This is a genomic window from Micromonospora sp. DT47, assembly GCF_049844475.1.
Classification (GTDB): Bacteria; Actinomycetota; Actinomycetes; order Mycobacteriales; family Micromonosporaceae; genus Micromonospora.
This window is the reverse complement of sequence record NZ_JBNCLC010000006.1, coordinates 223,714-244,337: the sequence shown is the minus strand read 5'-3', so window position 1 is coordinate 244,337 and position 20,624 is coordinate 223,714. Positions and strand designations below refer to the sequence as shown.

The following is a 20,624-nucleotide window of genomic DNA, read 5'->3' as shown; positions in this document are numbered from 1 at the left end:
GAGCCGGGGCCTTGCCGGCAGCTGCCATGCTCGGGGCAGTGACGACCGGCCATTCGACCAGATTCCGCACCCGCCGCCACGTCCGGGTCCGTATCGCCCGTGCTGTCCTCGCGCTCGGCGCGGTCGCGGCGGTCGTCGCTGTCGCCGTGGTCGTGGTGCCGCTGCTGTGGCCGCCGGGTCCGCGTCCGCTCTTCCAGCTTCCTGTTGCCTGCGGCGAGACCTGGCGGCTCGGCACCTACCCCGGCCACGACGACTACGACGTCGACCTGTTTCCCACCGAGGGCGAGGCGTGGGGGCGCCCGGTGCTCGCGTCCTACGCCGGCACGGTCACCGAGGCGGGAATCAACGGGGCCCTGGGTGGTCGTACCCCTGGGAACCCGGACGGCCCGCGCGGCCGCGGCGGCGGTTACTGGGTGAAGATCGACCACGGTGGCAAGTGGGAGACGCAGTACCTCCACCTGCTCGAACCGCCGCTGGTCCGGGTCGGTCAGCAGGTCGCCCACGGCGACCAGATCGGGCGGGTCGGCAGCACCGGCAACTCCGGCGCACCGCACCTGCACTACGAGCAGCGCCGGGGCTGGCAGAAGGTGGAAACCTACTTCGACGGCTCGCCGTCCGGCATCACCCACGACGACACCGAATACACGGTCACGCGTACGAGCAACAACTGCGACCCCGGGCAACCGTAGCCGTTGTCAGCCGCCGGACGTTCGGTGGTGTCGCCGTTGCGCGACGATCATCGGACCGTTGGCTGCGGCGCGCTGACCGCCGACAGGACCGCGCCGCTGTGTGAGGCTGATGGTTCCCGGAGCACACCTCGACGCGCAACGGCTGGATCACGAGCGGTTGCGGATCTCCGCCGACCCCGGGTCGGACCAGCCCGTCGGGTGGCCGTCCGGGACAGCCTGCTTCCAGCTCGCCCCCGGCTCACCGTCACCGTCGCGCTGCACCCACCTACGGGCCAGCGGGCAAATCGGGGGATGTGGCATCGGCTGGACAGGCGCGGGCGGCTTGACGAATGACTGGTGTCTCGTTGGGTACGCGGGCTGCGACACGCGAGGAGAGCCACATGACCGTCACCGTTCCCGACGTGATTGTCCGCTACTACCAGCTGACCGGCGAACCCGACATTGACGCCTTCGTCTCCTGCTTCACGGACGACGCGATCGTCGCCGACGAGGACCGGACCTACGAGGGCCCGGCGGCGATCCGGGCCTGGCGCGAGCGGACCGCGGCCGAGTTCGACTACACGTCCGTACCGGAGACGGTCGAGGAGGAAGCCGGTGGCAACCTGGTGGTGACGACGCTCGTCTCGGGTACGTTCCCGGGCAGCCCGGTCCGGCTGCGCCACCGCTTCACGCTTCGCGATGGTCTGATCGGCGCCCTGGACATCCGGCCGTAGGGCGGATGCCCCTGCACGCCTCCTGACGGATGCCAGTGGCACCCCGATCACCACCTGTCGGCCGCCTCGGTGACCATGTCGGCCAGCGGGGTGGTCGCCAGGGCGGCGAACCGCTCTTCTTCGCATAGCGTCAGCCACCATGAATGAGGATCCGAGTCGCACCGCCCTTCCTGTCCGGCGGTTCGCAGGGATGCACCTGATCTCCGGAGAAGCCGTCGAGGAGATCCCCATCCGGGATGCGGTCGACGCCTTGGAAATCGCCCTCCGCGGCGGCCTCGATCCCGAGCAGGACACGCCCCGTTCCCGGGTGGCCACCCAGGCCGGCGAACTGCTTGTCATGCCGTCCACCCTGGGCGCCTTCTCGGGGGTAAAGGTGCTCTCCAACACCCCGGACAATTCCCACCACGGACTACCGCTCATCCAGGGAACCTTCATCCTCTTTGAAGGTCCCGAGCAACGTGCGGCCGCCATCATCGACGGCGTCGCCCTGACGAACCTTCGCACCCCTGCGGTCTCCGCGCTCGCCGTGCGGCATCTCCTGCCGGGCAAGGCGGCCGGACGGCTTCGCCTTACGGTGTTCGGTACCGGGCCACAGGCGCGCGGCCACGCCGAGGCGATGCTCGCGCTGCACCAGGTCAGCGAGGTCTGGCTCGTGGGACGCGACAGCGCACGCCGCGACCGTCTCGCCGTGCACCTCGCCGATACCGGCGTTCCGGTACGGGTGTCTGGCCCAGACGAATCCGCAGCTGCGGTAGCGCAGGCGGACATCATCTGCTGCTGTACGAGCGCACCGGCGCCGCTCTTCGACGGCACGCTGGTCAAGGCGGAAGCTGTGGTCGTCGCGATCGGTTCGCACTCGCCGCGCATGCGTGAGGTCGATGACACTCTCGTCAACCGCGCGAGCGTCGTCGTCGAATCCCGCGCGAGTGCCCTGCGCGAGGCGGGTGACATTGTCATGCCCTTGGCTGCCGGCGTCGTCTGCGAGGAGGACCTGTACGCGCTGCGCGATGTCGTGACCGGCAGCGCGCAGCTACCCACCGATGGACCCAGGCTATTCAAGGGGACCGGCATGCCGTGGCAGGATCTCGTCGTCGGCGCCGAGATTTACCGCAGCTACGTCGCCGCACACGACGGCGCCCCTTGATGCGGCAAGGTCCGGCCGGCCGGTCATCGTCGGTGGGGGAGAGTCCGATCGTGGCCCGGATGTCGCCGAGGCCCGGGCAAGGAGCAGTTGGCCACCGGCAGCGAGCGACGTCCAGCCTTGGGAACCCGCTCGGCGGCCCTTCCGAACTGACCGCCTTTGCCGGGCTGGCAAGCATGTGGGAGGACGACCCTGACCCCTGCTGGGCCTGTGATGGGGGAGTGGATTGGGAGCAGCAGGGTGCATCGAACAGCACTGAACTGCATCGAACGGCGCTCAACTGCACTCAACGGCATAGGCTCGCGGTCGCCGGCATGGCGGAGCCGCCGCTGCGCCTGGCCGTCGGGGCCGACGCGATCGACGGCATCCGGGCCGCACTCGAATCCCGGCCGACCGCGCTGGAGAAGTCAGCCCAGCGCGGCCGCCTTGCGCAGCAGCACTGAGCGTTCGCGCTGGTTGGCGCACAGCCGGGCGGCCAGCTCCAGCTCGGCGCGCGCCTCCGGTCGCCGACCGAGGCGGGCCAGCAGCTCACCGCGTACGGTCGGAACCAAATGCGAACCGGGGAGCCGGTCCAAGGCGATCAGCTCGTCCACCATGGCCAGGGCTTGCGCCGGACCCGAGGCCATGGCCACGGCGACGGCCCGGTTGAGCTCGACCACCGGCGAGGGCGCGACTCGGCCGAGCGCCTCGTAGAGCACCACGATCCGGTCCCAGTCGGTCGCCTCCACCGACGGCGCCGACGCGTGGGCGGCGGCGATCGCAGCCTGCAGGCCGTAGGGGCCGAGCCCGCGAGCCGATGCCTTGGCCAGCGCGGCCAGCCCACGGCGGACCGCCGAGAAGTCCCACCGCCGCCGGTCCTGGTCCGCCAGCAGGATCGGCGAACCATCCGGGCCGGTCCGGGCCGGGAAGCGCGCGGCCGTCAGCTCGCACAGCGCGAGCAAACCGTGCACCTCCGGCTCGTCCGGCTGCAGCGCGGCCAGCGTGCGGGCCAGCCGGATCGCCTCGTACGCGACGCCGGGGCGTAGCAGCCGGTCGCCCGACGTGGCCGTCGACCCCTCGGTGAAGATCACGTAGAGGACGCTGAGCACGCCGCCCAGCCGTTCCCGGCGCTCACCGGCCGGCGGCAGCTCGAACGGCACCCCGGCCGCCGCGATCGTCTTCTTCGCCCGGGTGATGCGGGCCTGCACGGTCGGCACGGGTACCAGGAACGCGCGGGCGATCTGTTCGGTGGACAGGCCGCCGACCACGCGCAGGGTCAGCGCCACCCGGGCCTCGGGGGAGAGCACCGGGTGGCAGCTGACGAACATCAGCGCCAGGATGTCGTCGTCGATCCGGTCGGGGTCGATGTCCTCGTCGACCGCCGGGTCGGCCGCCAGCAGGGCGTATCGGTCCTGGAGGGCGGTCCGGCGGCGGATCGCGTCGATCGCCCGCCGCCGGGCCGTGGCCATCAGCCAGCCGGCCGGATTGGCCGGAGAGGCGAGCGGCCACGACACCAGCGCCTCGGCCACCGCCTCCTGGGCGGCGTCCTCGGCCAGCCCGAAATCGCCGGTGAACCGGGTCAGCGCGGCGACGATCCGCGCCGACTCGATCCGCCAGACGGCCTCGACGTCGGCCGTACCCATCAGATCCGGCCGGTGCTCTCGCTCCCGGCCCGTTCCTCGACGGACCCCTCGTTGTCCTGCGGCATCTCGTCGTCCCCGGCCACCCGCCGGATCTCGATCTTGGACCCGGTGACCGACGGGACCCGCTTGGCCCACTCGACCGCCTCCTGCTTCGAGGCGACATCGAGCAGGAAGTAGCCCCCGAACAGTTCCTTGGTCTCTCCGTAGGGCCCGTCCGTGACCACCGGGGCCTCGCCGCTGAAGTCGACCACGACGCCCTGGCCCGCATCGTCCAGCCCTTCGGCCGCGACGAACACGCCGGCCTTGACCAGCTCCTCGATGTAGTGGTACGTCGTGGCCGCCAACTCTTCGAACCCGGCCATCAGGGCCGCGTTCGACTCATCGGTGCCCCGCATGATCAGCATGTACTTCGGCATCGCGTTCTCCTCGTCCGGCGGGACCGCCTCTCGGCCCTCGCACTCGCACCCACACGTCGAACGAGCGGCCCGCGGATCGACACGGCCCCGGAGAAATCTCTCGCCGCGACGCAGCCGAATCCGTCCGACCCGCGTTGCGCCCGTCAGACCTGGCCCTGAGCGATGGCTGACGCGGACGCCATGCTGATCAGAAAGCTTATCGTCGCAGCTTCGGAAGGCGGCGACGCTCACACGGATCTGCGGAAACCATCCGGTACGCGCTCAGTGATTTCTTTCCGCTACCTGGCTGAAGAGAGGGCGACGGGAATCTTTAGCGGCGTTTCGCCCGCGGCGCACTCTCTTGCCGCTGGTCGATCGTTGCGTAGCGTCACGATGATCGGCCAGCTCGACATCCGGTCGTGCAGGTAGGCGAACGCGGGCCGGGTTCCCCCGCTCGTGCATCAAGGCAGAAACTGCTCTTCGAACCTGATGACAGTCCCGTGCTGCACCGTCAGCCAGAACGGCAGCACCGCGATGGCCGGTGGGGTGAGCGTCATCCCCTTGTTCTGCTGCTTGAGGAATGCCGGGAGGGCGGCGAAGCTGATCGTCTTCGTGTCCGTGCCGCCCAGCGTCGACAGCACCACGCACTGCACATCCGCAGTGACCGGCAGCGTCCGCAACATCTTGTTCTTGTTGACGATCATGTAGTCGTTGTCCGGGCCGTCGGGGTTCTCCGGGTGGTCCTTCTTCCACTCCGCCTTGGCCGCGTCACCGGTCAGGAACTCGATCAGGTCGAACGTGACGGTGTTCCGAGTGGTGTCCAGGCCGGTGAGGTAGACCGCGCTCCGGCCGTCGGCCAGTACCGGTGAGGCGTTGGCCGACGGCCCGCCCGTGGTGGCTGCCGGTGTGGTGGTGGCCGCAGCGGCCCCGGAGATCGCGCCCGTCCCGGTGGAGGCCGAACGCCCCGGCGCCGCGTCCCCGGTCGTCGCGGATCCGCCGCACCCGGCCGTCCCGCCCAACGCGAGCGCGAGTACGGCCGTGCCGCCAACGGCCCGGATCCACATGTCCACGCGCTTCATGTCTGCTCCCGCGTTGATGATCGGGTCGCAACACATTGTGAGGACCCCCGGACCGATTTCCCCGCCCGCTGTCGGAAACTTGGCTACGACTTACCAAGATCAGCACAGTCCTCCACCCCTGAAGGACACCTGAGGATCGAGCGCTCCGGTGCTCGACGTCTTGCGTGGCGCCGCGCTTGCCCGCACGGCATCCGGATCTGCCGCTGATCGCCCGCTCGTGTCGATGAGCGTGCGTTTGCGCACCGTCCAGGAGCGAAGGTTGATCCGGCCTGGATGCGTTTGAGGCTGGGCCTAGGGAAGGTCGAGGACCAGGTCGGCGACGGCGACGCCGACCTCACCGTCGTACCCGTCACCGGCCGCGGCTCGCGCAGCCGCCGGGTCCGTACCCGGCCAGAGATGGGTCAGTAGCAAATGTCCGGCGCCGGCATCCGCGGCCTGCCGACCTGCCTGGCGCGCGCTCGACAGGTAGCGCCGCGAGTCCTCCGGCACCTGATCCACATAGGTGGCCTCGGCCAGCAGCAGGTCAGCGTCGCGGGCCAGTTCCACCACGTCGGGGCTCGGGCCGCTGTCACCGGTGTACGCGAGCACCCGGTCGCCCGCAACCAGCCGTACGCCGGCATTTGGCACCCAGTGCGGCAGCAGGCGGGTCTGGGCACGGAACGGGCCGATATCGAGGCGGCTGCCGGCGGTGAACTCGTGCAGAACGTAGGCGGCAGCCAGCATCCCGGGACGATCCAGCGCTAACACCGCATCCAGCGCGCCAGGCAACGCGTACACCGGTAGCGGCGCGGGCGGATCATCGCGCAACGCACGCGCCCGCAGCAGAGGGTTCAGGTCGGCGCAGTGATCGGGATGTCCGTGGCTGATGAACACCGCGTCGACCTGGGCCGCGGTGACCCGTTCCAGCAGCCGCGGCACGGTCGCATAGCCAAGGTCGACGAGCAGCCGGAACCCATCGTGCTCAACGAGGTAGCCGCTGCATGCCTGGCCCGCCTCGGGCCAGGCACCGCATCCGCCGAGAACCGTGAGCCGCATCCTAGAGACTGTATCGGCTGGCCTGTTATGGCCGAGCCCCTTAACTCATGGCGCGCGCCAGCGCCCGAACAGCCTCATCCGCCGCTGGTCGGGCATTCTGGCGCGCGCCAGCGCCCGAACAGCCTCATCCGCCGCTGGTCGGGCATTCGCAGTTCAGCGACTGGGGCACGCTCGACTCTGCCGAATTGAGCGCGTCACGGAAGCACGTTCGTCTGACTTGCCTAAACTGGCGCGAGGGATGTGAATATGCGCTGATTTGGGTGGGCAAGCCAAATCCGCATCGGCAATTGCCTGTGACCGTGTCCACGGTGGCAGTACGCCATGGAAGCGGGCCCGCCGCCGACCACCTCCACGCCCTCGCCGACCTCGGCTGCGCCCTGCCTGCCTACCCGCCAGCTCACCAGCTGAGACTCTCCGTAGGAAGAAATTCTGCGTCATCGTGAACCGGTAGGCGCTGGAACGCAACAGAGAAGGCGATGGACGACGACGAGCTGGTCAGTGCCGTGGCGGGTGGTGACGACGGGGCGTTGCGGGAGCTGTTCTCGCGGCATGCGCCGTGGATGGCTGCCCGGCTGCGTGCGGTCCTGCCCGCCCCCGATGTGGAGGACGTGCTCCAGGAGACGTTTGTGGCGGTGTGGCGGGGTGCCGCGGGTTACCGGTTGGGGGGTGCCGGTGGCTGGCTGTGGGGGATCGCGCGGCGGCAGGCGGCGTTGTGGCTGCGCCGCCGGGGGCACCCGGAGTTGCTCATTCCCGCTCTGGTAGCGGCTGGCGAGGGGCAGCCGGTGGACCCGACGGAAGCGGCGTTGTGGAGAGCGGAACTCGCCGATGCTGTCGAGGCGCTTGGCCCGGAGGGCAGCCCGCAGCGGGAGACGTGGCGGTTGATGTACGTGGAGGACCGGCCGGTGGCTGAGGTAGCTGAACTGATGGGCGTTCCGGAGGGGACGGTGAAGAGCCGCGCATACCAGATCCGCCGGCTGATGCGCGCGGCGCTGCGACGGCACGATCCGATGCCAGAGGGTGGTGGGCGATGACCAACGACCATGAGGTGGGTGCCGACCGCGCCTCGGCGCAGCGGGGTCCGGCGCCGCGCGACGTCGACCTGGAACGTGTGTGGGTCGGGGTGGCCGCCGAGGTGTGGCGTCGCCGTCCGGGCCCGGTGGAGCGGCTGGCTGGCCGGCTGCTCCGCTCGCCGGGTCTGGCCCGGGCGTTGGTGACCACGCCGTCGCTGCTGCTCGGGTGGGTCGTCGCCACCGGGGTGGTGCTGCTGGCTGGGGTGCTGGCCACGCTGGAAACCGGGACGCCGTACGTCGCGCTTCTCGCGCCGGCGGTGGCCGCGGCGGGTATCGCGTACGCGTACGGGCCGGGGATCGACCCGGCCTGGGAGCTGTCGTGCAGCGTCGCGGTCAGTGATCGGCTGGTGCTGCTGGTCCGGGCGCTGGCGGTGTTCGGCCTGAACGCGGCGTTCGGGCTGGCCGCCTCGGCCGCGTCGGGCGTCGCTACGGCGGTCACGCTCGGCTGGCTGCTCCCGATGACCGCGGTGTGCGCGCTGGCGCTGGCCACGGCGACGGTTGCCCGGTCGGCGAACCTGGGCGTGGCGGCCGGCGTGGCCGGCTGGGTGATCATGATTTTGGCCGGCCAGGCGGCCACTGGGCGGATCAGCGCCGCGGTGACGACCTCGGTGCTGTGGCTTCCCTACCTGACGTTCGCCGGCTGCTGCGCGGCGATCGTGCTCTATACGACCCGGATCTCGAGAGGAACCTCATGAACGTCGCGACCACTGAACTGACCCGCCGGTTCGGCCGGACCATGGCCGTGGCCGGGGTGACCCTGGACGCCGGTCCGGGCGTGTTCGGACTGCTCGGCCCGAACGGGGCGGGCAAGACCTCGTTGCTGCGGGTGCTGGCGACGGTGATCCCACCGTCCTCGGGCCGGATACGGCTGCTCGGTCATGATCCCGGCATCTATAGGCAGCGCCGGCAGATCCGGCGCGGCCTTGGCTACGTACCGCAGAACCTGGGCTTCTACCCGGGGTTCACGGTCGTGGAGTTCGTCGAGTACTTCGCGCTGCTGAAGGAGGTGCCGTCAGCGGGGGTGCACCGCGCGGTCGCCGCCGCGGTCGAACGCGTGGGCCTGGGCGACAAGGCGAAGGCGAAGCTGCGTACCCTATCCGGTGGGATGCTGCGCCGGGTGGGGATCGCGCAGGCGATCGTCAACGAGCCCGAACTGCTGCTGCTGGACGAGCCGACCGCCGGGCTGGACCCCGAGCAGCGGGTGGCGTTTCGTGCCCTGCTGCGCGACCTCGGGCAGCGCGCCACGGTGATTGTCAGTACACACCTGGTCGAGGATGTCGGCGCCGCCTGCACTCAGGTTGCCCTGATGGACCGGGGAAAGATCGTTTTCCACGGTACGCCGGACGAACTGACCGCCCGCGGCGTCGGAACCACGGCGGCGGGGGACGCCCCGCTGGAGCGCGGATACAGCGCGGTACTCGCGGAGGCACGCTCATGACCGCCACGCCAGTCATGCAGGTGCCTACCAGGCCGGCGCGGGCGTCCCGCGTGCCGCTGGCGGCGGCCGGGCGGCTGCTGCGACTGGAGCTGCGCCGCAACGTGATGCTGTGGATGCTGCCGATCGTCGTCGCGCTCTTCTGGTTGATCACGTATCGGCCGGCCATCGCGTACCCACCGATGTGGAACGTCCGCGCGATGACCATGCAGACCAGCGCCCTGGCGGTCTTCGTTCCCACTGTGGTCGGCGCCGCCGCCTGGCTGGGCTCGCGGGAGGCCCGCTACGGCATGACCGACCTTCTGTCCGGCGCCTCCCGGTCTCGGTGGGCCTGCCAGCTCGCCACCTGGGCCGCCACCACCTGCTGGGCGCTGGTCGCGTACCTGGGCTGCGTGGCTGTCCTGTACGTGGTCACCGCGCGGCAGGGCGCCTGGGGCGGTCCGCTGTGGTGGCCGGCGGCGGTCGGCGCCGCGAGTCTGCCCGCGTTCTCCGCGCTCGGATTCGCCGCCGGGGCGCTGCGCCCCAGCCGGTTCACCGCACCACTAGTCGCCGTCGCCGCGTTCCTCGCGCTCGAACTCACCGCGCAGTTCATCCACGGCGACGACTCACCCTGGCAGGTATCCCCGCTGGTCGCCGGCCCCTGGGAAATCGGCCCCGACCAGGGCGTCGCCACGTTCTACCCCTACCTGCCCGACCTGCCCATCGTCCAGCTGATGTTCCTCGCCGGCCTCACCACGGCGCTGCTCGGCGTCCTGGGCCTGCCCGCGGGCTCCGGCGGCCGATGGCTACGCCGCTCCGCCGCCGCCCTCACCACGGCCGGCCTGCTGGCCGCCATCACCGCAACCGCACTGGCCGGCACCGGCCGGCTCGACCCGCACGGCATGATCGCCATCCCCGCCCTGCACAACCCCGCCAACGACCGCCCCGTCCCCTACACACCCGTGTGCAGCGACACCCCGATCCCGGTCTGCCTGCACCCCGCCTACACCATCCACCTGCCCACGGTGACGGCCGCACTCGAACCGGTACTCAGCGAACTGGCCGGCCTGCCCGGCGCGCCGGCCCGCATCAACCAAACTGCCGCGATCTATCAACAAGAATCGGGCAACCGCGTCAGTATCAGCAGAGCCGGCACGGCCATGAGCGGCACCCCGCCAACGCTCCACATACTCCTCCCCATCCAACTGGGACGTTCGGTAGCTACCGACGAACTAACTACCGTGCTGCAAGCGGACACCGCGCACGACATCCTCAACAGCGTCATCGGCGGCCGCAAGCGCGAGACGACCGACGCGCAACAGGCGGTCGCCGAGGCCATTCTCAAGACCTCCACCCTCTCGCCCGGTACCCCGACCGCCGCCGCCGCGCAACGGTTCGCCGCCCTGCCGCCCGCTGCCCGACACGCCTGGCTCACGCAGCACGTAGCCGCGCTGCGGGCCGGCCAGATCACCCTCGCGGAGCTGCCATGACCGCCGCCGGAGCCGGCACGCCGCCGGCAGAATCCGCACCCGTCGGCCTACGCCTGGCACGGCTGCACCTGACCAGCCGCCGAGTCCCAGCGGCCCTGGCCGCGATCGCGGCCTGCGCTGTCGCACTACGGATCGCGCTGCACTGGCAATGGAACGCCTACGGCGCACTCCAACTCCCACTGATCTTCGAAACCGGATGCGCCGCCGCCATCGCCGCCACCACCGCCAGCCCGTTCGGCGAACCGGAACGCGCCACCGGCCGATGGCTGCCACTCCTGCGACTGGCCACCGCGCTGATCCTGACCGCCGCCGCAGCCGGCACGCTGGCCGCCGCGGGAATCGGCGCCCACCTCGCCGGCGGCGCCCTGGACGTGCTGCGCAACCTCGCCGGGCTGACCGGCATCGGGCTGCTGTGCGCCGCCCTCCTCGGCGGCGCACTCGCCTGGACCGCCCCCACCGCCTACCTCATGATCGCCATCTACGCCCTGTACACCCAATGGCACGGACCCGCACTCACCACACCCTGGATCTGGCCCGCCCGACCTCCACACGACATCGGCGCTGCCCTCTGCGCCGGCCTGGTGTTCATCACCGGCATGGCCGCCATCGCGCTACGCGGAGCCCGCGACGCCACCAACGAGCGAAACACATGAAAGTCGACCAAACCGACTCCACCGAACCCGAGGAACATCGATCGGCGGCTCCATCGACCGGTTAAGCGCCGTTCAGCGTCGTTGGGAGCGCGGTGATGCTCCCAATCTGCTCGCTCAACGCCGCCCCAGTGAGCCAGAAGAATCGGGGCCGAACGTGCTGTCATCAGCGCTGACCGCGCGACTTTGCCGAACATAGTGCGGCGATGAACGTCTCCTGGTTGGCCTCGGTGTAGGCGAGTTCGCGCTGGGTCCAGGCGAGCACTTCGGCAGAGCGTGCGCGAGGGGTCGAGGCCGCTTCGTCGTCGTGGATGTCTCGCCAGTACGCCTCGTTGCGGCGCAAGCGCTCGCGGATGGCGGCTGGTAGGCGGTCACGGTCGGTCGGGCTCAAGCCGTACGCGTCCGCCAGCGTCCGCACCTGGCGGGCCTGTTCTGTCGCGGGTCCCCGGTCAGGCCGTGACGAGATGCACCAGGCCCACGCCATGTACCCCACGTCCTCCAACGGGTGGCCAGGCGTCGCGAAGTCGAAGTCGATGAACGCGACCGGCTGGCCGTCGCGGAAGACCGTGTTGTTCGGACCGGGGTCGTGATGACAGACCACCTCACCCCGGAGGTTCGACGCCAAGTCTCGCGTGGCGTCATGCAGTTTTCGCAGCAGCCTCGCTGCCTGACCGACCTGGACGTCGGTGAACTGCTGCCATCGCGGAGGAACATGGCCGGGCACGAACGACAACATGTCACGACCGTGTTGGTCCCACCCCAGGTGCTGAGGGGAGCCGTCGAAACCCTTCGCGGCGAGATGAGTCAGCAGCCGCGCCACGAAACGCGACGCAGGCGAGGCCGGGCGGCGCACCGTATCTCCAACCCGGACCACACCAGCCGTCAAACGACCCCCGGCCAAGGGTTGCTCCACGACATGCTCGCTGCCCTGACCCATCTCGCGACCCTAACGGCCGGGCACGCTGAATCACCTGTAAGGCCGCGCCGCTGCCAGCCCGGGCCCTTGCTTCGGTGCACTCTCCTGCCGCTGGTCGCGCGGCCGTGCCGATGTGAGCTGAGCGTTCTACGCTCGAACCGGCGAGGTCTCGTTGATCCACGAAGGCAGCGCGGTACTGCTCGCTCAACTCTTCGTTGGCGACCTGAGCCGCGAGGAGTCCGGTGAGCTTTACGCGTCATCCCCGCCGCAGCGAACGTCACTGGCCGGGCGGGTGTGACGCAGTAAGCGGTCTCGCGCGACGTTCAGGTGGATCAGTAGCCCGGTTGGCCGCCAGCGGCGTGCCGCGCTGCTGCCTCGGCGGGTGTGTCGTCGTAGCCGGGCCGGGCCAGGAGAATCGATTGGAAGAAGTGACCCTGCTCCTCATCCGGGTCGTCGTCCGCGGCGAACGGACGCCACAGGGCGAGGTGCAGGTCTCCTGCAGTGAAGCCGTCGTCGTGCTCGTTGGGCCTGAGGTCAACATGGCGACGTAGACGCTCCACGACTTCGAGTGCTGGCAGGCCGAAGAGGTCCACGTCGCGGTATCGCACGACGTCCCGCTCGGACGGACGCCAGACCTCGATCGCATTGACCCGGTCCCTTGTCGGCCCGACAGTCCCGCGCAAACGGATCTTGCCGTGAGATGCTCCGTGGATGGACATGGTGGGGCGGCTCGCAGCAGTCGTGACGAGCCTGTCTCGAAAACAGGACCGGGTCTTGGTGGGCGTTGACGGACCGGACGTCGCGGGCAAGACGACGCTGGCCGATCAGCTCGCCAGGGCGCTGGATGTACCGACATTGCGCGCGTCGATCGATGGCTTCCATCAGTCGCGCGAGCTGCGCTACCAGCGAGGCGAGCTGTCAGCCGAGGGTTACTACCGCGACTCGTTCGACCACCAGGCTCTGCTCAGTGAGTGCCTTAGGCCGTTCGGCGAGGGCGTTGCCCGGGTGCAGATCGCCAGGTATGACCATAAAACTGATGCCGGCTCTTCGGTCCGCGTCGCCGAGGTTCCGGCTCGTGCCGTCCTCATTTTCGACGGCGTGTTCCTTCTGCGCGAGCAACTGCGTGACCAGTGGACGCTATCGGTTTACCTGCGCGTATCACCGCGGGAGACGCTGCGCCGCGCCAAAGTCCGCGACATGAATCTGTTCGGGTCGCACGAGGAGATCGAGCGGCGCTACCTCGGGCGCTATCTACCCGGGCAGGCGCTGTATCGCAGCGAGGTCGACCCGGAGGCTATCGCGCAAGTTGTCGTGGACAACGACCGAGCCGACGCGCCGACGGTCAAGCGCTGGATGGTCCCCGTCGTCGAGAACTCCAGCGACAAGCGTCGATTCCCGTCCCTCAGCGCAAACACCCACCAGTCACATCCGACCATGCCGATCTGAGCGCGTTCGTCGCTGGTTGCCGCGACCAACGCCGTGGCGGGTACTACGGGCCGGGTCTGCCGACCATTCCGAGGGGCCGGCTCCAACTTGAGGGCTTGTTCCGTAGCTGCTCGTGGAGCTGGCCAGCGATATTGACCACCGCAAAGAAGTCGAACACCTCAATTTGGTCGACGTCGAAACTACCGGTGACGATCGGGGGCGGCGCGTAGGCATAGATCTGGCCGGCGTCCAGGCGAAGCTCGCGCCGGTGGTACGCGGCCATAGCGAGGCTGGCCAGGAGGTACCTGTCCTGGCCAGCCTCGGTGTCTAGTTCGGCAGTGAGGTCGGCACCGCTGTTCCACCCCCGTACGAGGTGCCCTTCGAAGGTGTCGAGGAACCACCATGCCCCGTCCGCAGACTCGAGGAACACATCGCCGAACAGCGAGGTAAACCGCGGAACCTTACCGTCGAGATCCAGCCAGGTCCACGACTCCAGCGCCCGAGCGTATTGCTGCTCGCTGAACTGCTTGCTGAGTTCCATGGCGCCATTGGATCATGTACCGGCTCACGTTGCCCCGGAGCACCAACATGCGGTGGCAGCAGCCAACGCATCTGGCCAGCCGGCGCAGTATCCGCTTCTGCCGCTGATCGGGCGTTCATAGCGCGGCGAGCGCGGCACGGCGACTCTGCCCGATGAATGAAGCCGCGCCGCCGTCGGCGTGCACCAACGACGGAGCATCTGCCGGTCGGCCGCCTCGTCGTGGCCGAGCGGTTCGAGCCGGAGCGGCTGGCCGCGACGCCGACGATCGGGTACGTGGCGCTGGCCGGCAACGCCGAGCCGGTGTCGGTTGCCGCGCTCGCGGAGCTGCCGAACCTGGTGCGGCTGGACCTCGCCGAGGCGGCCGTCGCGGACGTCGCCGCCGTCGCCGGGTTCCCGGCGCTGCACGTCCTCAGCCTGAGTGCCCGGCAGTGGGAGGACCACCTGGGTACCGGTTGGACGCCGGGCGCCTCGCGGCGTCCCCCGGCCCGGGTACCGCTGGCGGGTACCCCGAGATCGTCGGCCAGGCCGTGGCGGCGGGCAGCGTTGGCGGGAGCCCACCCCCGCGCCGGTCGGCTGACATGGTCTACGAGGACGAGGCGAACAAGCTGCGGGCCAACCTGCTGAGCCTCGGCGTGGCCGTCGCCCGCTGCACGAGTGGGTCACCGGTGAGGTCACCTACTTCCGCCGCCGGGGGTTCACCGAGCGGGAGGCCCGGGCCATGGCCGCCCCCACCTACGTCGCCGTGTTCGGCGGCGGCATCCACTCTCCCGGCGCCGCAGGAGACGCCGGACCGCATGGCCTCCCGGGTCGCCCGCACCCGCGGCCACTCCGGCAAGGGCCGGGCGGCTCGCCACGGTGATCGGATCCCGTCGGTGCCCCGGCCTACCATGTACGCCGTGACCAACATGCTCTGACGGGTGCTCCCCTGCTGAGTCGGGAGATGGGCAGGCCCCAGACCACTCGTGTACCGGCATCCACTCTCAACATCTGGAGGTGATCGACATGCCAGGGAGGCGTTAGTCCCGCGCACGGTGCGCGGGCGGCCCGAAGGGCAGGTCGTCACATGTCCCGAACCGATGCTCACCGACCCGGCTGGGTCCGCGAGCGCGACCCGATGCTGCGCCAGGAGTACCGGGTCGACCACAACCACTGGCTCTACGAGCACTGGGATCCCGAGCTGCGGCGGCATCTCGTCAAGCGCTTGATCCCCTGCGATCTGCGCGAGTGCCTGAGCGCGCCGCGGACGTACTGGACGCGTTGCGCGCTGACCTACATCGGCGGGCGCGGGCAGTGTCCGTGCAACAGCTGCTCCGGCCGGGTCTACCGCAAGCAGGCCCGGCGCCAGGAGCGCCACGGCTGGCGCGCGAAGCGCCGTCAGATGCTCGCCGAACACCGCGGCGGGAACCGCGACCTCGACGTCCCGCCGATCCGAGGAAAGGCCTGGTGACCCCCTCTGCCGCCTGATGGCGAGCAGATTCCCGGGGGGCGGTCACGCCGCCCCCCGGCGGTGGCTCCACGTCCGTCCACGACCGATCCGGCCGCAGTGAGGACGTTCAGGGCGGCATTGCGATCGGCGTGTCCGATCCAGCCGCATGAGGTGCAGGCGAACCTGATACCCGCCCGCGAGACCTGGACCTCTATCGTCGCCGCATGCCCGAACTGGTCGCGCCCACCGTACGCCTGCACGCCGCCTGGCTCGAGGCGCGTGACGAGTGGGGTCCCGGCGCCCTCGAGGACGTCCGGGACACCGAACTCGGCGCCGCGCGACGTTACTGGATCAAGATTTAGCCCACCAACGTGTTTTCCCAGACCGAGGCGGCGACCTCCACCCGGTCATGCCTCCTACCGTGCACTCATCCGCGATGTGGTCGGCGTCAGCGGACGATGAGAAGGTTTGCCATGTCGACTACCGGCCGGTAGCCCAGGGCGGCGTAGATCTTGTTCGACGTCGGGTTCGCCTGGTCGGTGAACAGGCAGACCCGCGCACCCTCGGCCTGAATCCGCCGGGAAACCTCGGCGACCGCGTTGCTGGCCCAGCCGCGCCCACGCTGGGCCGGCGGCGTGTATACCGGTCCCACGCGGACCACCCCGAATGACGGTGGGTTGGCGCCGGTGAGATGCACCCGCTCCCCAGTCTCGTCGACCCAGAACCACAGCCGGCCGGCTTGGATTCGGCGCAGCATCTCCGAACGGTCGGGCACTTGGTGCGCACTGGTACCGCGCCGCCGGCCCGCCTGTTCGTCGGCGTCGCCCATGAACGCGGCAAACCACTCCGTAACCAGTTCCACGTCGTCCTCGGTCGCGACCACCAGCGCGCCGGGCGCGGACGTCGGCTGCACCAGCTCGCCGAGCTCGTGTAGCCGCGTGTGCTGGCTGACCTCGACTCGGCCCCCGCCGAGTCGGGCCAGCTCGGCTGCGCACAGTTCCACGGCAGGCAGGGCCCCGTTGACCCCGAGCACCTGCTCCCCGCGCTCGTGCAACGCGTAGGCCAAGGCCACGGCCGCCTCGTCGGGCATCGGCAGCAGGAATGGCGGGTAGGGTGCAGCCGTCGCCGTCCGCATCCCGGCCCCGACCACGGCGCCGGAGTCGTCGCTGACCACCAGCCACCAGTTACGGTCGGGCTGCGAGATCCCGTCGGCCCGCTGCGACAGCACCCGGTGGGCGATCGTGGTCACGACCGTGCTGACTACCGGGTTGGCGGCCAGGTGGTCACCCGCCGCGGCGAGGATCTCGCCCGGATCGGTGCAGAACCGCAGTCGCAGTCCGGCCATCGGGAAGCTCATCTGCGTAGGCTAGTGCGGTGTCCACTAACGTTCACCGGGTTTCCGGTGGGTGTTGTGGATCCTCGCCGTGGGGGCGAGCGACTCCCCACACATCACCAGCGGAGCGCAGCAGCCCGAAGCACCGCCGCCGCTGCCCCGGCGTCACCCGCACCGCGACACGCGCGGTGCGATGCACGACCGGCGGCGCGAACGGATCCCGACGACGAGGCACGAACCGAAGCCAACACCACCCGTACGACAATTCCCAGGGGCGACAACCCGGCGAACGTTAGTGGACACCGCACTAGCCACCGTGCCGCTACACCGGCACGGAAATCTCTGCGCCGTCGAGGACCTGCGAGCGCTGCGCACCATCGGAAATTCCGGACCGGACGGAACGCCAGTCGCGGCATCAGTCTACTAACCGTCGATCCGGATGATGTTGCGGATCTTGTTGGATGCGTCCAGGGCGGCGACCTTATACGCCTCGGCCAGCGTCGGGTAGTTGAACACCGTGTCGACCAGGTAGTCGACCGTGCCGCCGCAGCCCATGACCGCTTGTCCGATATGGACGATCTCGGTGGCGCCGGTCCCGAACACATGCACGCCGAGCAGCCGGCCGTCGTCCGGCGAGACGAGCAGCTTCAGCATGCCGTACGAGTCACCCACGATCTGGCCGCGGGCCAGCTCGCGGTAGCGCGCGATGCCCACCTCGAACGGCGTCGAGCCGTCGGTCAGCTCCTCCTCGGTCTTCCCGACGAAGCTGATCTCCGGAATCGTGTAGATGCCGATTGGCTGCAACTCGTGCAGCTCGCGGACCGGCTCGCCGCAGGCGTGCTGCGCGGCGAGTCGGCCCTGCTCCATCGACGTGGACGCCAGCGCCGGGAAGCCGATCACGTCACCGACCGCGTAGATGTTGTCGACCGCGGTGCGGTAGTTCGCATCGACCTTGATCCGGCCGCGCTTGTCCGCCTCCAGCCCGGCCGCTTCCAGCGCCAGGTCGTCGGTCTGGCCCTGGCGGCCGGCCGAGTACATGACCGTGTCCGCGACGATCTTCTTGCCGCTTTCTAGGATGCACAGCGCCGCGGTCTGGTGCTTCTCCACCGCGGCGACCTCCTCGCCGAAGCGGAACGTCACGGACAGGTCGCGTAGGTGGTACTTGAGCGACTCGACGACCTCTTCGTCGCAGAACTCGAGCATCCGGTCGCGGCGTTCTACCACGGTCACCTTGGTGCCGAGCGCGGCGAACATGGACGCGTACTCCATGCCGATCACGCCGGCGCCGACCACGACCATGCTGCGGGGTACGGCCTGGAGGTTGATGACGCCGTCCGAGTCCACGATCGTCCGGTCGTCGAAGTCGACGCTGTCCGGGCGGGCCGGGCGTGTACCCGCGGCAATGATGATCTTGTCAAAGGTGACCTTGGACTCGCGCCCGGAGCCGCCATCCACCCAGATCGCGTGCGCGTTCGCGAACCGTCCGGTGCCGGTGATCATTGCGACCCGGTTGCGGGCCAGCTGATTGCGGATGACGTCGGTCTGCCGGCTGATCACATGCTGGGTCCGGGCGGCCAGGTCGCTGACCGTGATCTGCTCCTTGACCCGGTAGCTGCTGCCATACAGGTCCCGCTGGCTCATGCCGGTCAGGTAGAGCACGGCCTCGCGTAGCGTCTTGGAGGGGACAGTGCCGGTGTTGATGCACACCCCACCGATCATGTCGCGGCGGTCCACGATGCCGACCCGCTTGCCGAGCTTGGCGGCGGCGATCGCGGCCTTCTGACCACTGGGTCCGGAGCCCAGCACCAACAGGTCGTAGTCATACACAACTGTTAGCGTCGCAAGATGTCGCGGCCCGCGCTAGGCCGTGTATGCGTGCGGTCCCTGACTCGGTCGTTTGCCATTGGTGCCCTGCGGCGAGGAGGCGTGATCGAGCAGTTCCTGGGCGCCGCCGAGGTCGACGGCGTGACGGCCATCCGGTGGACTGCGGCGAGCCCGACCGGTGGTCAGTACCGGGTCTCGCTGACACGGCGAGTCGGTGAGCGCGTACGCGAGGGTCTGCGGGCGGGTCGTCTGCAGACGCATGGAGGCCGACAGGTCGGCGTCGAAGTGAGCCATCCACGCCAGCCAGGCCTGGTCGGACCCGCTGAGGCCGGTCAGTTCCGCGGGTCGCTCCACGGCGGGGTGATGAGCATGTTGTCGTGCAGCCCGGGGTTGGGGTCAGATGTTGGACGCGTCGGGTGGTAGGGCGGCGGGTGGTTGTGGGGATCCGCCTTCACCAGCGGCGTTGGGGCAGGAGAGGCCGAGTGTGTAGGCGGTCATCGACAGCGATCCGTAGGCGTAGCCGTCGACCAGGACGCCGGTGTCCGGTGTGTCAGTTGCTGCGGCGAGGCCGGCGAGGTACAGGGCGGGGATGAAGTGGTCGGGTGTCGGTACGGCGTGCTGGAAGTCACGGTGGGCGTCGAGCGTCGCGAACTCAGTCGGGTTGGTCAGCATGCGGCCCTTGGCGTCTTCGTCGAAGCGTTGGGCCCAGTCGTAGCCGTCGTCGGTCAGTTCCCAGTCCATGCCGCGCAGGTTGTGCACGACGTTGCCGCTGGCGACGATGAGCACTCCTCGCTGCCGCAAGGGCGCGAGCTTGGCGCCGAGCTGAAGGTGATAGTCCAGGGGCTTGTCGGCGTTGATGCTGAGCTGGACAACCGGGATCGAGGCGTCGGGGAAGGCGTGCGTGAGCACCGACCAGGTGCCGTGGTCGATGCCCCAGCTGTCGATGTCGGCACCGACCCAGGTGGGGTGCACGACGTCGCTGATCTCTGCGGCCAGCTCCGGTAGCCCGGGTGCGGGGTACTGCACCTCGAACAGTGCTGGCGGGAACCCGTAGAAGTCGTGGATGGTCCGCGGCTTTGGCATGGCGGTGACGGCCGTGGCGTTTATGAACCAGTGTGCGCTGATCACGAGGATGGCGCGGGGGCGCGGCACCGCCGCGCCGAAGGCCTTCCATGCCGTCGTGTAGCGGTTGACCTCGAGGGCGTTCATCGGGTTGCCGTGTCCGATGAACGCCGCGGGCATCGGGTCGCCTGAGCCGTTGACGGCGTCTGCGTGCACGATCTGGCCTTCCTCGATGCGCGGTGTCGGTCCGTCGGACGGTGGGGCGCCTCATTCCGAGCAGGTCATCAGCCTAATGCTTGACGGCCTGTCCGCTACCGAACTTCGGGATGGCCCGTGTCGTAGCGGTGGTAGGTCGCGGACATGGAACCGTCCGGGCTCAGCCTGCGCAGGATGGCGTCGGGTGATGCCGGTCAGCCGGTGGATCTCAGGGCGTAGATGACGTGCTCCCGGACGTTGGCGGGCGTGCCCCGGAGGGGGTGTGCAGCACCTTGGTCCTTTAGATTGCGTCGTACGGTACGGGCCAGCGCCGCATACGGACGGGAAGCAGTGTCGCGGCGTTCCCGAACCGCAGCACCAGGCGCTCGTGGGCGAGGATCTCGGCCAGGTCGCATACCGATGGGTCAGCCTGGTTCAGATTCGCGACGTTGAGCAGCTTCCCGAAGCCGACCACGCCGGCTCGTCGTCGATGACGAACCGGATGGGGGCCGTGGCGATGCGGGTGTCCTTCACGGTCATGAAGCCTGGTCCGCGGCGGTAGTAGCAGGACCCGTAGCGGTGCTCAGCTTGCCACCGGGCGGCC

At 69.5% G+C, this 20,624-nt stretch carries 24 protein-coding genes and 1 pseudogene; 13 read left to right on the top strand and 12 right to left on the bottom strand.

The window, feature by feature from the left end:
* Window positions 1-26 precede the first annotated feature (26 nt).
* The 4 genes from ACLQ2U_RS12395 (at window position 27) to ACLQ2U_RS12380 (ending at window position 2,986) form a co-directional block, all read left to right on the top strand.
* On the top strand, window positions 27-689 hold the full coding sequence (locus ACLQ2U_RS12395) for a M23 family metallopeptidase (RefSeq protein WP_425750744.1): 663 nt from the start codon (window positions 27-29) through the stop codon (window positions 687-689).
* Window positions 690-1,069: 380 nt separating this feature from the next.
* Complete coding sequence (locus ACLQ2U_RS12390) at window positions 1,070-1,402, top strand: nuclear transport factor 2 family protein (protein WP_425750743.1); 333 nt, start codon at window positions 1,070-1,072, stop codon at window positions 1,400-1,402.
* 139 nt (window positions 1,403-1,541) lie between these two features.
* The gene (locus ACLQ2U_RS12385) at window positions 1,542-2,546 is read left to right on the top strand and encodes an ornithine cyclodeaminase family protein (protein ID WP_425750742.1); all 1,005 of its coding nucleotides are present in this window, start codon (window positions 1,542-1,544) and stop codon (window positions 2,544-2,546) included.
* Between the two features lie 218 nt (window positions 2,547-2,764).
* Complete coding sequence (locus tag ACLQ2U_RS12380; protein WP_425750741.1) at window positions 2,765-2,986, top strand: hypothetical protein; 222 nt, start codon at window positions 2,765-2,767, stop codon at window positions 2,984-2,986.
* Here ACLQ2U_RS12380 and ACLQ2U_RS12375 read toward each other — a convergent pair.
* The 4 genes from ACLQ2U_RS12375 to ACLQ2U_RS12360 form a co-directional block, all read right to left on the bottom strand.
* Window positions 2,951-4,165 carry an RNA polymerase sigma factor gene (locus ACLQ2U_RS12375; protein ID WP_425750740.1) on the bottom strand — a complete coding sequence of 405 codons (1,215 nt, stop codon included), beginning with the start codon at window positions 4,163-4,165 and terminating at the stop codon, window positions 2,951-2,953. The genes ACLQ2U_RS12380 and ACLQ2U_RS12375 overlap by 36 nt on opposite strands.
* Window positions 4,165-4,581 (bottom strand): YciI family protein, encoded by a 417-nt coding sequence (locus ACLQ2U_RS12370; RefSeq protein ID WP_319458899.1) that lies wholly within the window; start codon window positions 4,579-4,581, stop codon window positions 4,165-4,167. Before ACLQ2U_RS12370 ends, ACLQ2U_RS12375 begins: the two co-directional genes overlap by 1 nt.
* Window positions 4,582-5,021: 440 nt before the next feature.
* Window positions 5,022-5,639, bottom strand: coding sequence for a hypothetical protein (locus ACLQ2U_RS12365; protein WP_425750739.1), 618 nt, complete (start codon window positions 5,637-5,639; stop codon window positions 5,022-5,024).
* Between the two features lie 291 nt (window positions 5,640-5,930).
* A complete protein-coding gene (locus ACLQ2U_RS12360) occupies window positions 5,931-6,674 on the bottom strand; it encodes an MBL fold metallo-hydrolase (protein WP_425750738.1) in 744 nt (247 codons plus the stop codon).
* Window positions 6,675-7,150: 476 nt separating this feature from the next.
* Between ACLQ2U_RS12360 and ACLQ2U_RS12355 the strand changes: the two genes are divergently transcribed.
* Genes ACLQ2U_RS12355 through ACLQ2U_RS12335 form a run of 5 tightly spaced genes read left to right on the top strand, consistent with a single transcriptional unit; the run spans window position 7,151 to window position 11,301 of the window.
* Window positions 7,151-7,705, top strand: coding sequence for an RNA polymerase sigma factor (locus tag ACLQ2U_RS12355; protein WP_425750737.1), 555 nt, complete (start codon window positions 7,151-7,153; stop codon window positions 7,703-7,705).
* Window positions 7,702-8,439, top strand: coding sequence for a hypothetical protein (locus tag ACLQ2U_RS12350; protein ID WP_425750736.1), 738 nt, complete (start codon window positions 7,702-7,704; stop codon window positions 8,437-8,439). Before ACLQ2U_RS12355 ends, ACLQ2U_RS12350 begins: the two co-directional genes overlap by 4 nt.
* On the top strand, window positions 8,436-9,182 hold the full coding sequence (locus ACLQ2U_RS12345) for an ATP-binding cassette domain-containing protein (protein WP_425750735.1): 747 nt from the start codon (window positions 8,436-8,438) through the stop codon (window positions 9,180-9,182). Before ACLQ2U_RS12350 ends, ACLQ2U_RS12345 begins: the two co-directional genes overlap by 4 nt.
* Complete coding sequence (locus tag ACLQ2U_RS12340) at window positions 9,179-10,648, top strand: hypothetical protein (RefSeq protein WP_425750734.1); 1,470 nt, start codon at window positions 9,179-9,181, stop codon at window positions 10,646-10,648. The genes ACLQ2U_RS12345 and ACLQ2U_RS12340 overlap by 4 nt, the downstream gene beginning before the upstream one ends.
* Window positions 10,645-11,301, top strand: a complete 657-nt coding sequence (locus ACLQ2U_RS12335; RefSeq protein WP_425750733.1) for a hypothetical protein — start codon at window positions 10,645-10,647, stop codon at window positions 11,299-11,301. The genes ACLQ2U_RS12340 and ACLQ2U_RS12335 overlap by 4 nt, the downstream gene beginning before the upstream one ends.
* Before the next feature lie 163 nt (window positions 11,302-11,464).
* On the opposite strand, the gene ACLQ2U_RS12330 is transcribed toward ACLQ2U_RS12335, so the two are convergent.
* Window positions 11,465-12,235, bottom strand: a complete 771-nt coding sequence (locus tag ACLQ2U_RS12330; protein WP_425750732.1) for a phosphotransferase enzyme family protein — start codon at window positions 12,233-12,235, stop codon at window positions 11,465-11,467.
* 311 nt (window positions 12,236-12,546) lie between these two features.
* The gene (locus ACLQ2U_RS12325; protein ID WP_425750731.1) at window positions 12,547-12,807 is read right to left on the bottom strand and encodes a hypothetical protein; all 261 of its coding nucleotides are present in this window, start codon (window positions 12,805-12,807) and stop codon (window positions 12,547-12,549) included.
* A gap of 118 nt (window positions 12,808-12,925) precedes the next feature.
* On the opposite strand from ACLQ2U_RS12325, the gene ACLQ2U_RS12320 reads away from it, so the two are divergent.
* Window positions 12,926-13,660: a uridylate kinase gene (locus ACLQ2U_RS12320; protein ID WP_425750730.1), complete on the top strand. Its 735-nt coding sequence runs from the start codon at window positions 12,926-12,928 to the stop codon at window positions 13,658-13,660.
* 43 nt (window positions 13,661-13,703) lie between these two features.
* On the opposite strand, the gene ACLQ2U_RS12315 is transcribed toward ACLQ2U_RS12320, so the two are convergent.
* Window positions 13,704-14,180: a hypothetical protein gene (locus tag ACLQ2U_RS12315; RefSeq protein ID WP_425750729.1), complete on the bottom strand. Its 477-nt coding sequence runs from the start codon at window positions 14,178-14,180 to the stop codon at window positions 13,704-13,706.
* Between the two features lie 219 nt (window positions 14,181-14,399).
* On the opposite strand from ACLQ2U_RS12315, the gene ACLQ2U_RS12310 reads away from it, so the two are divergent.
* From ACLQ2U_RS12310 to ACLQ2U_RS12300, 3 genes are all read left to right on the top strand, one after another.
* Window positions 14,400-14,804, top strand: a complete 405-nt coding sequence (locus ACLQ2U_RS12310; protein ID WP_425750728.1) for a hypothetical protein — start codon at window positions 14,400-14,402, stop codon at window positions 14,802-14,804.
* Window positions 14,805-15,243: 439 nt separating this feature from the next.
* A complete protein-coding gene (locus ACLQ2U_RS12305; protein ID WP_425750727.1) occupies window positions 15,244-15,627 on the top strand; it encodes a hypothetical protein in 384 nt (127 codons plus the stop codon).
* 203 nt (window positions 15,628-15,830) lie between these two features.
* Window positions 15,831-15,968, top strand: a complete 138-nt coding sequence (locus tag ACLQ2U_RS12300) for a hypothetical protein (RefSeq protein ID WP_425750726.1) — start codon at window positions 15,831-15,833, stop codon at window positions 15,966-15,968.
* An 86-nt stretch (window positions 15,969-16,054) separates the two neighbouring features.
* On the opposite strand, the gene ACLQ2U_RS12295 is transcribed toward ACLQ2U_RS12300, so the two are convergent.
* From ACLQ2U_RS12295 to ACLQ2U_RS12275, 5 genes and pseudogenes are all read right to left on the bottom strand, one after another.
* Window positions 16,055-16,963 (bottom strand): GNAT family N-acetyltransferase, encoded by a 909-nt coding sequence (locus ACLQ2U_RS12295; RefSeq protein ID WP_425750725.1) that lies wholly within the window; start codon window positions 16,961-16,963, stop codon window positions 16,055-16,057.
* A gap of 399 nt (window positions 16,964-17,362) precedes the next feature.
* Complete coding sequence (gene sthA / locus ACLQ2U_RS12290) at window positions 17,363-18,766, bottom strand: Si-specific NAD(P)(+) transhydrogenase (RefSeq protein WP_425750724.1); 1,404 nt, start codon at window positions 18,764-18,766, stop codon at window positions 17,363-17,365.
* 33 nt (window positions 18,767-18,799) lie between these two features.
* Window positions 18,800-19,117: a hypothetical protein gene (locus tag ACLQ2U_RS12285; protein ID WP_425750723.1), complete on the bottom strand. Its 318-nt coding sequence runs from the start codon at window positions 19,115-19,117 to the stop codon at window positions 18,800-18,802.
* A gap of 42 nt (window positions 19,118-19,159) precedes the next feature.
* On the bottom strand, window positions 19,160-20,041 hold the full coding sequence (ygiD, locus tag ACLQ2U_RS12280; RefSeq protein WP_425750722.1) for a 4,5-DOPA dioxygenase extradiol: 882 nt from the start codon (window positions 20,039-20,041) through the stop codon (window positions 19,160-19,162).
* Window positions 20,042-20,455: 414 nt separating this feature from the next.
* Window positions 20,456-20,578 (bottom strand): annotated as a pseudogene (locus tag ACLQ2U_RS12275) (hypothetical protein); the annotation flags it as partial.
* Between the last annotated feature and the right edge of the window lie 46 nt (window positions 20,579-20,624).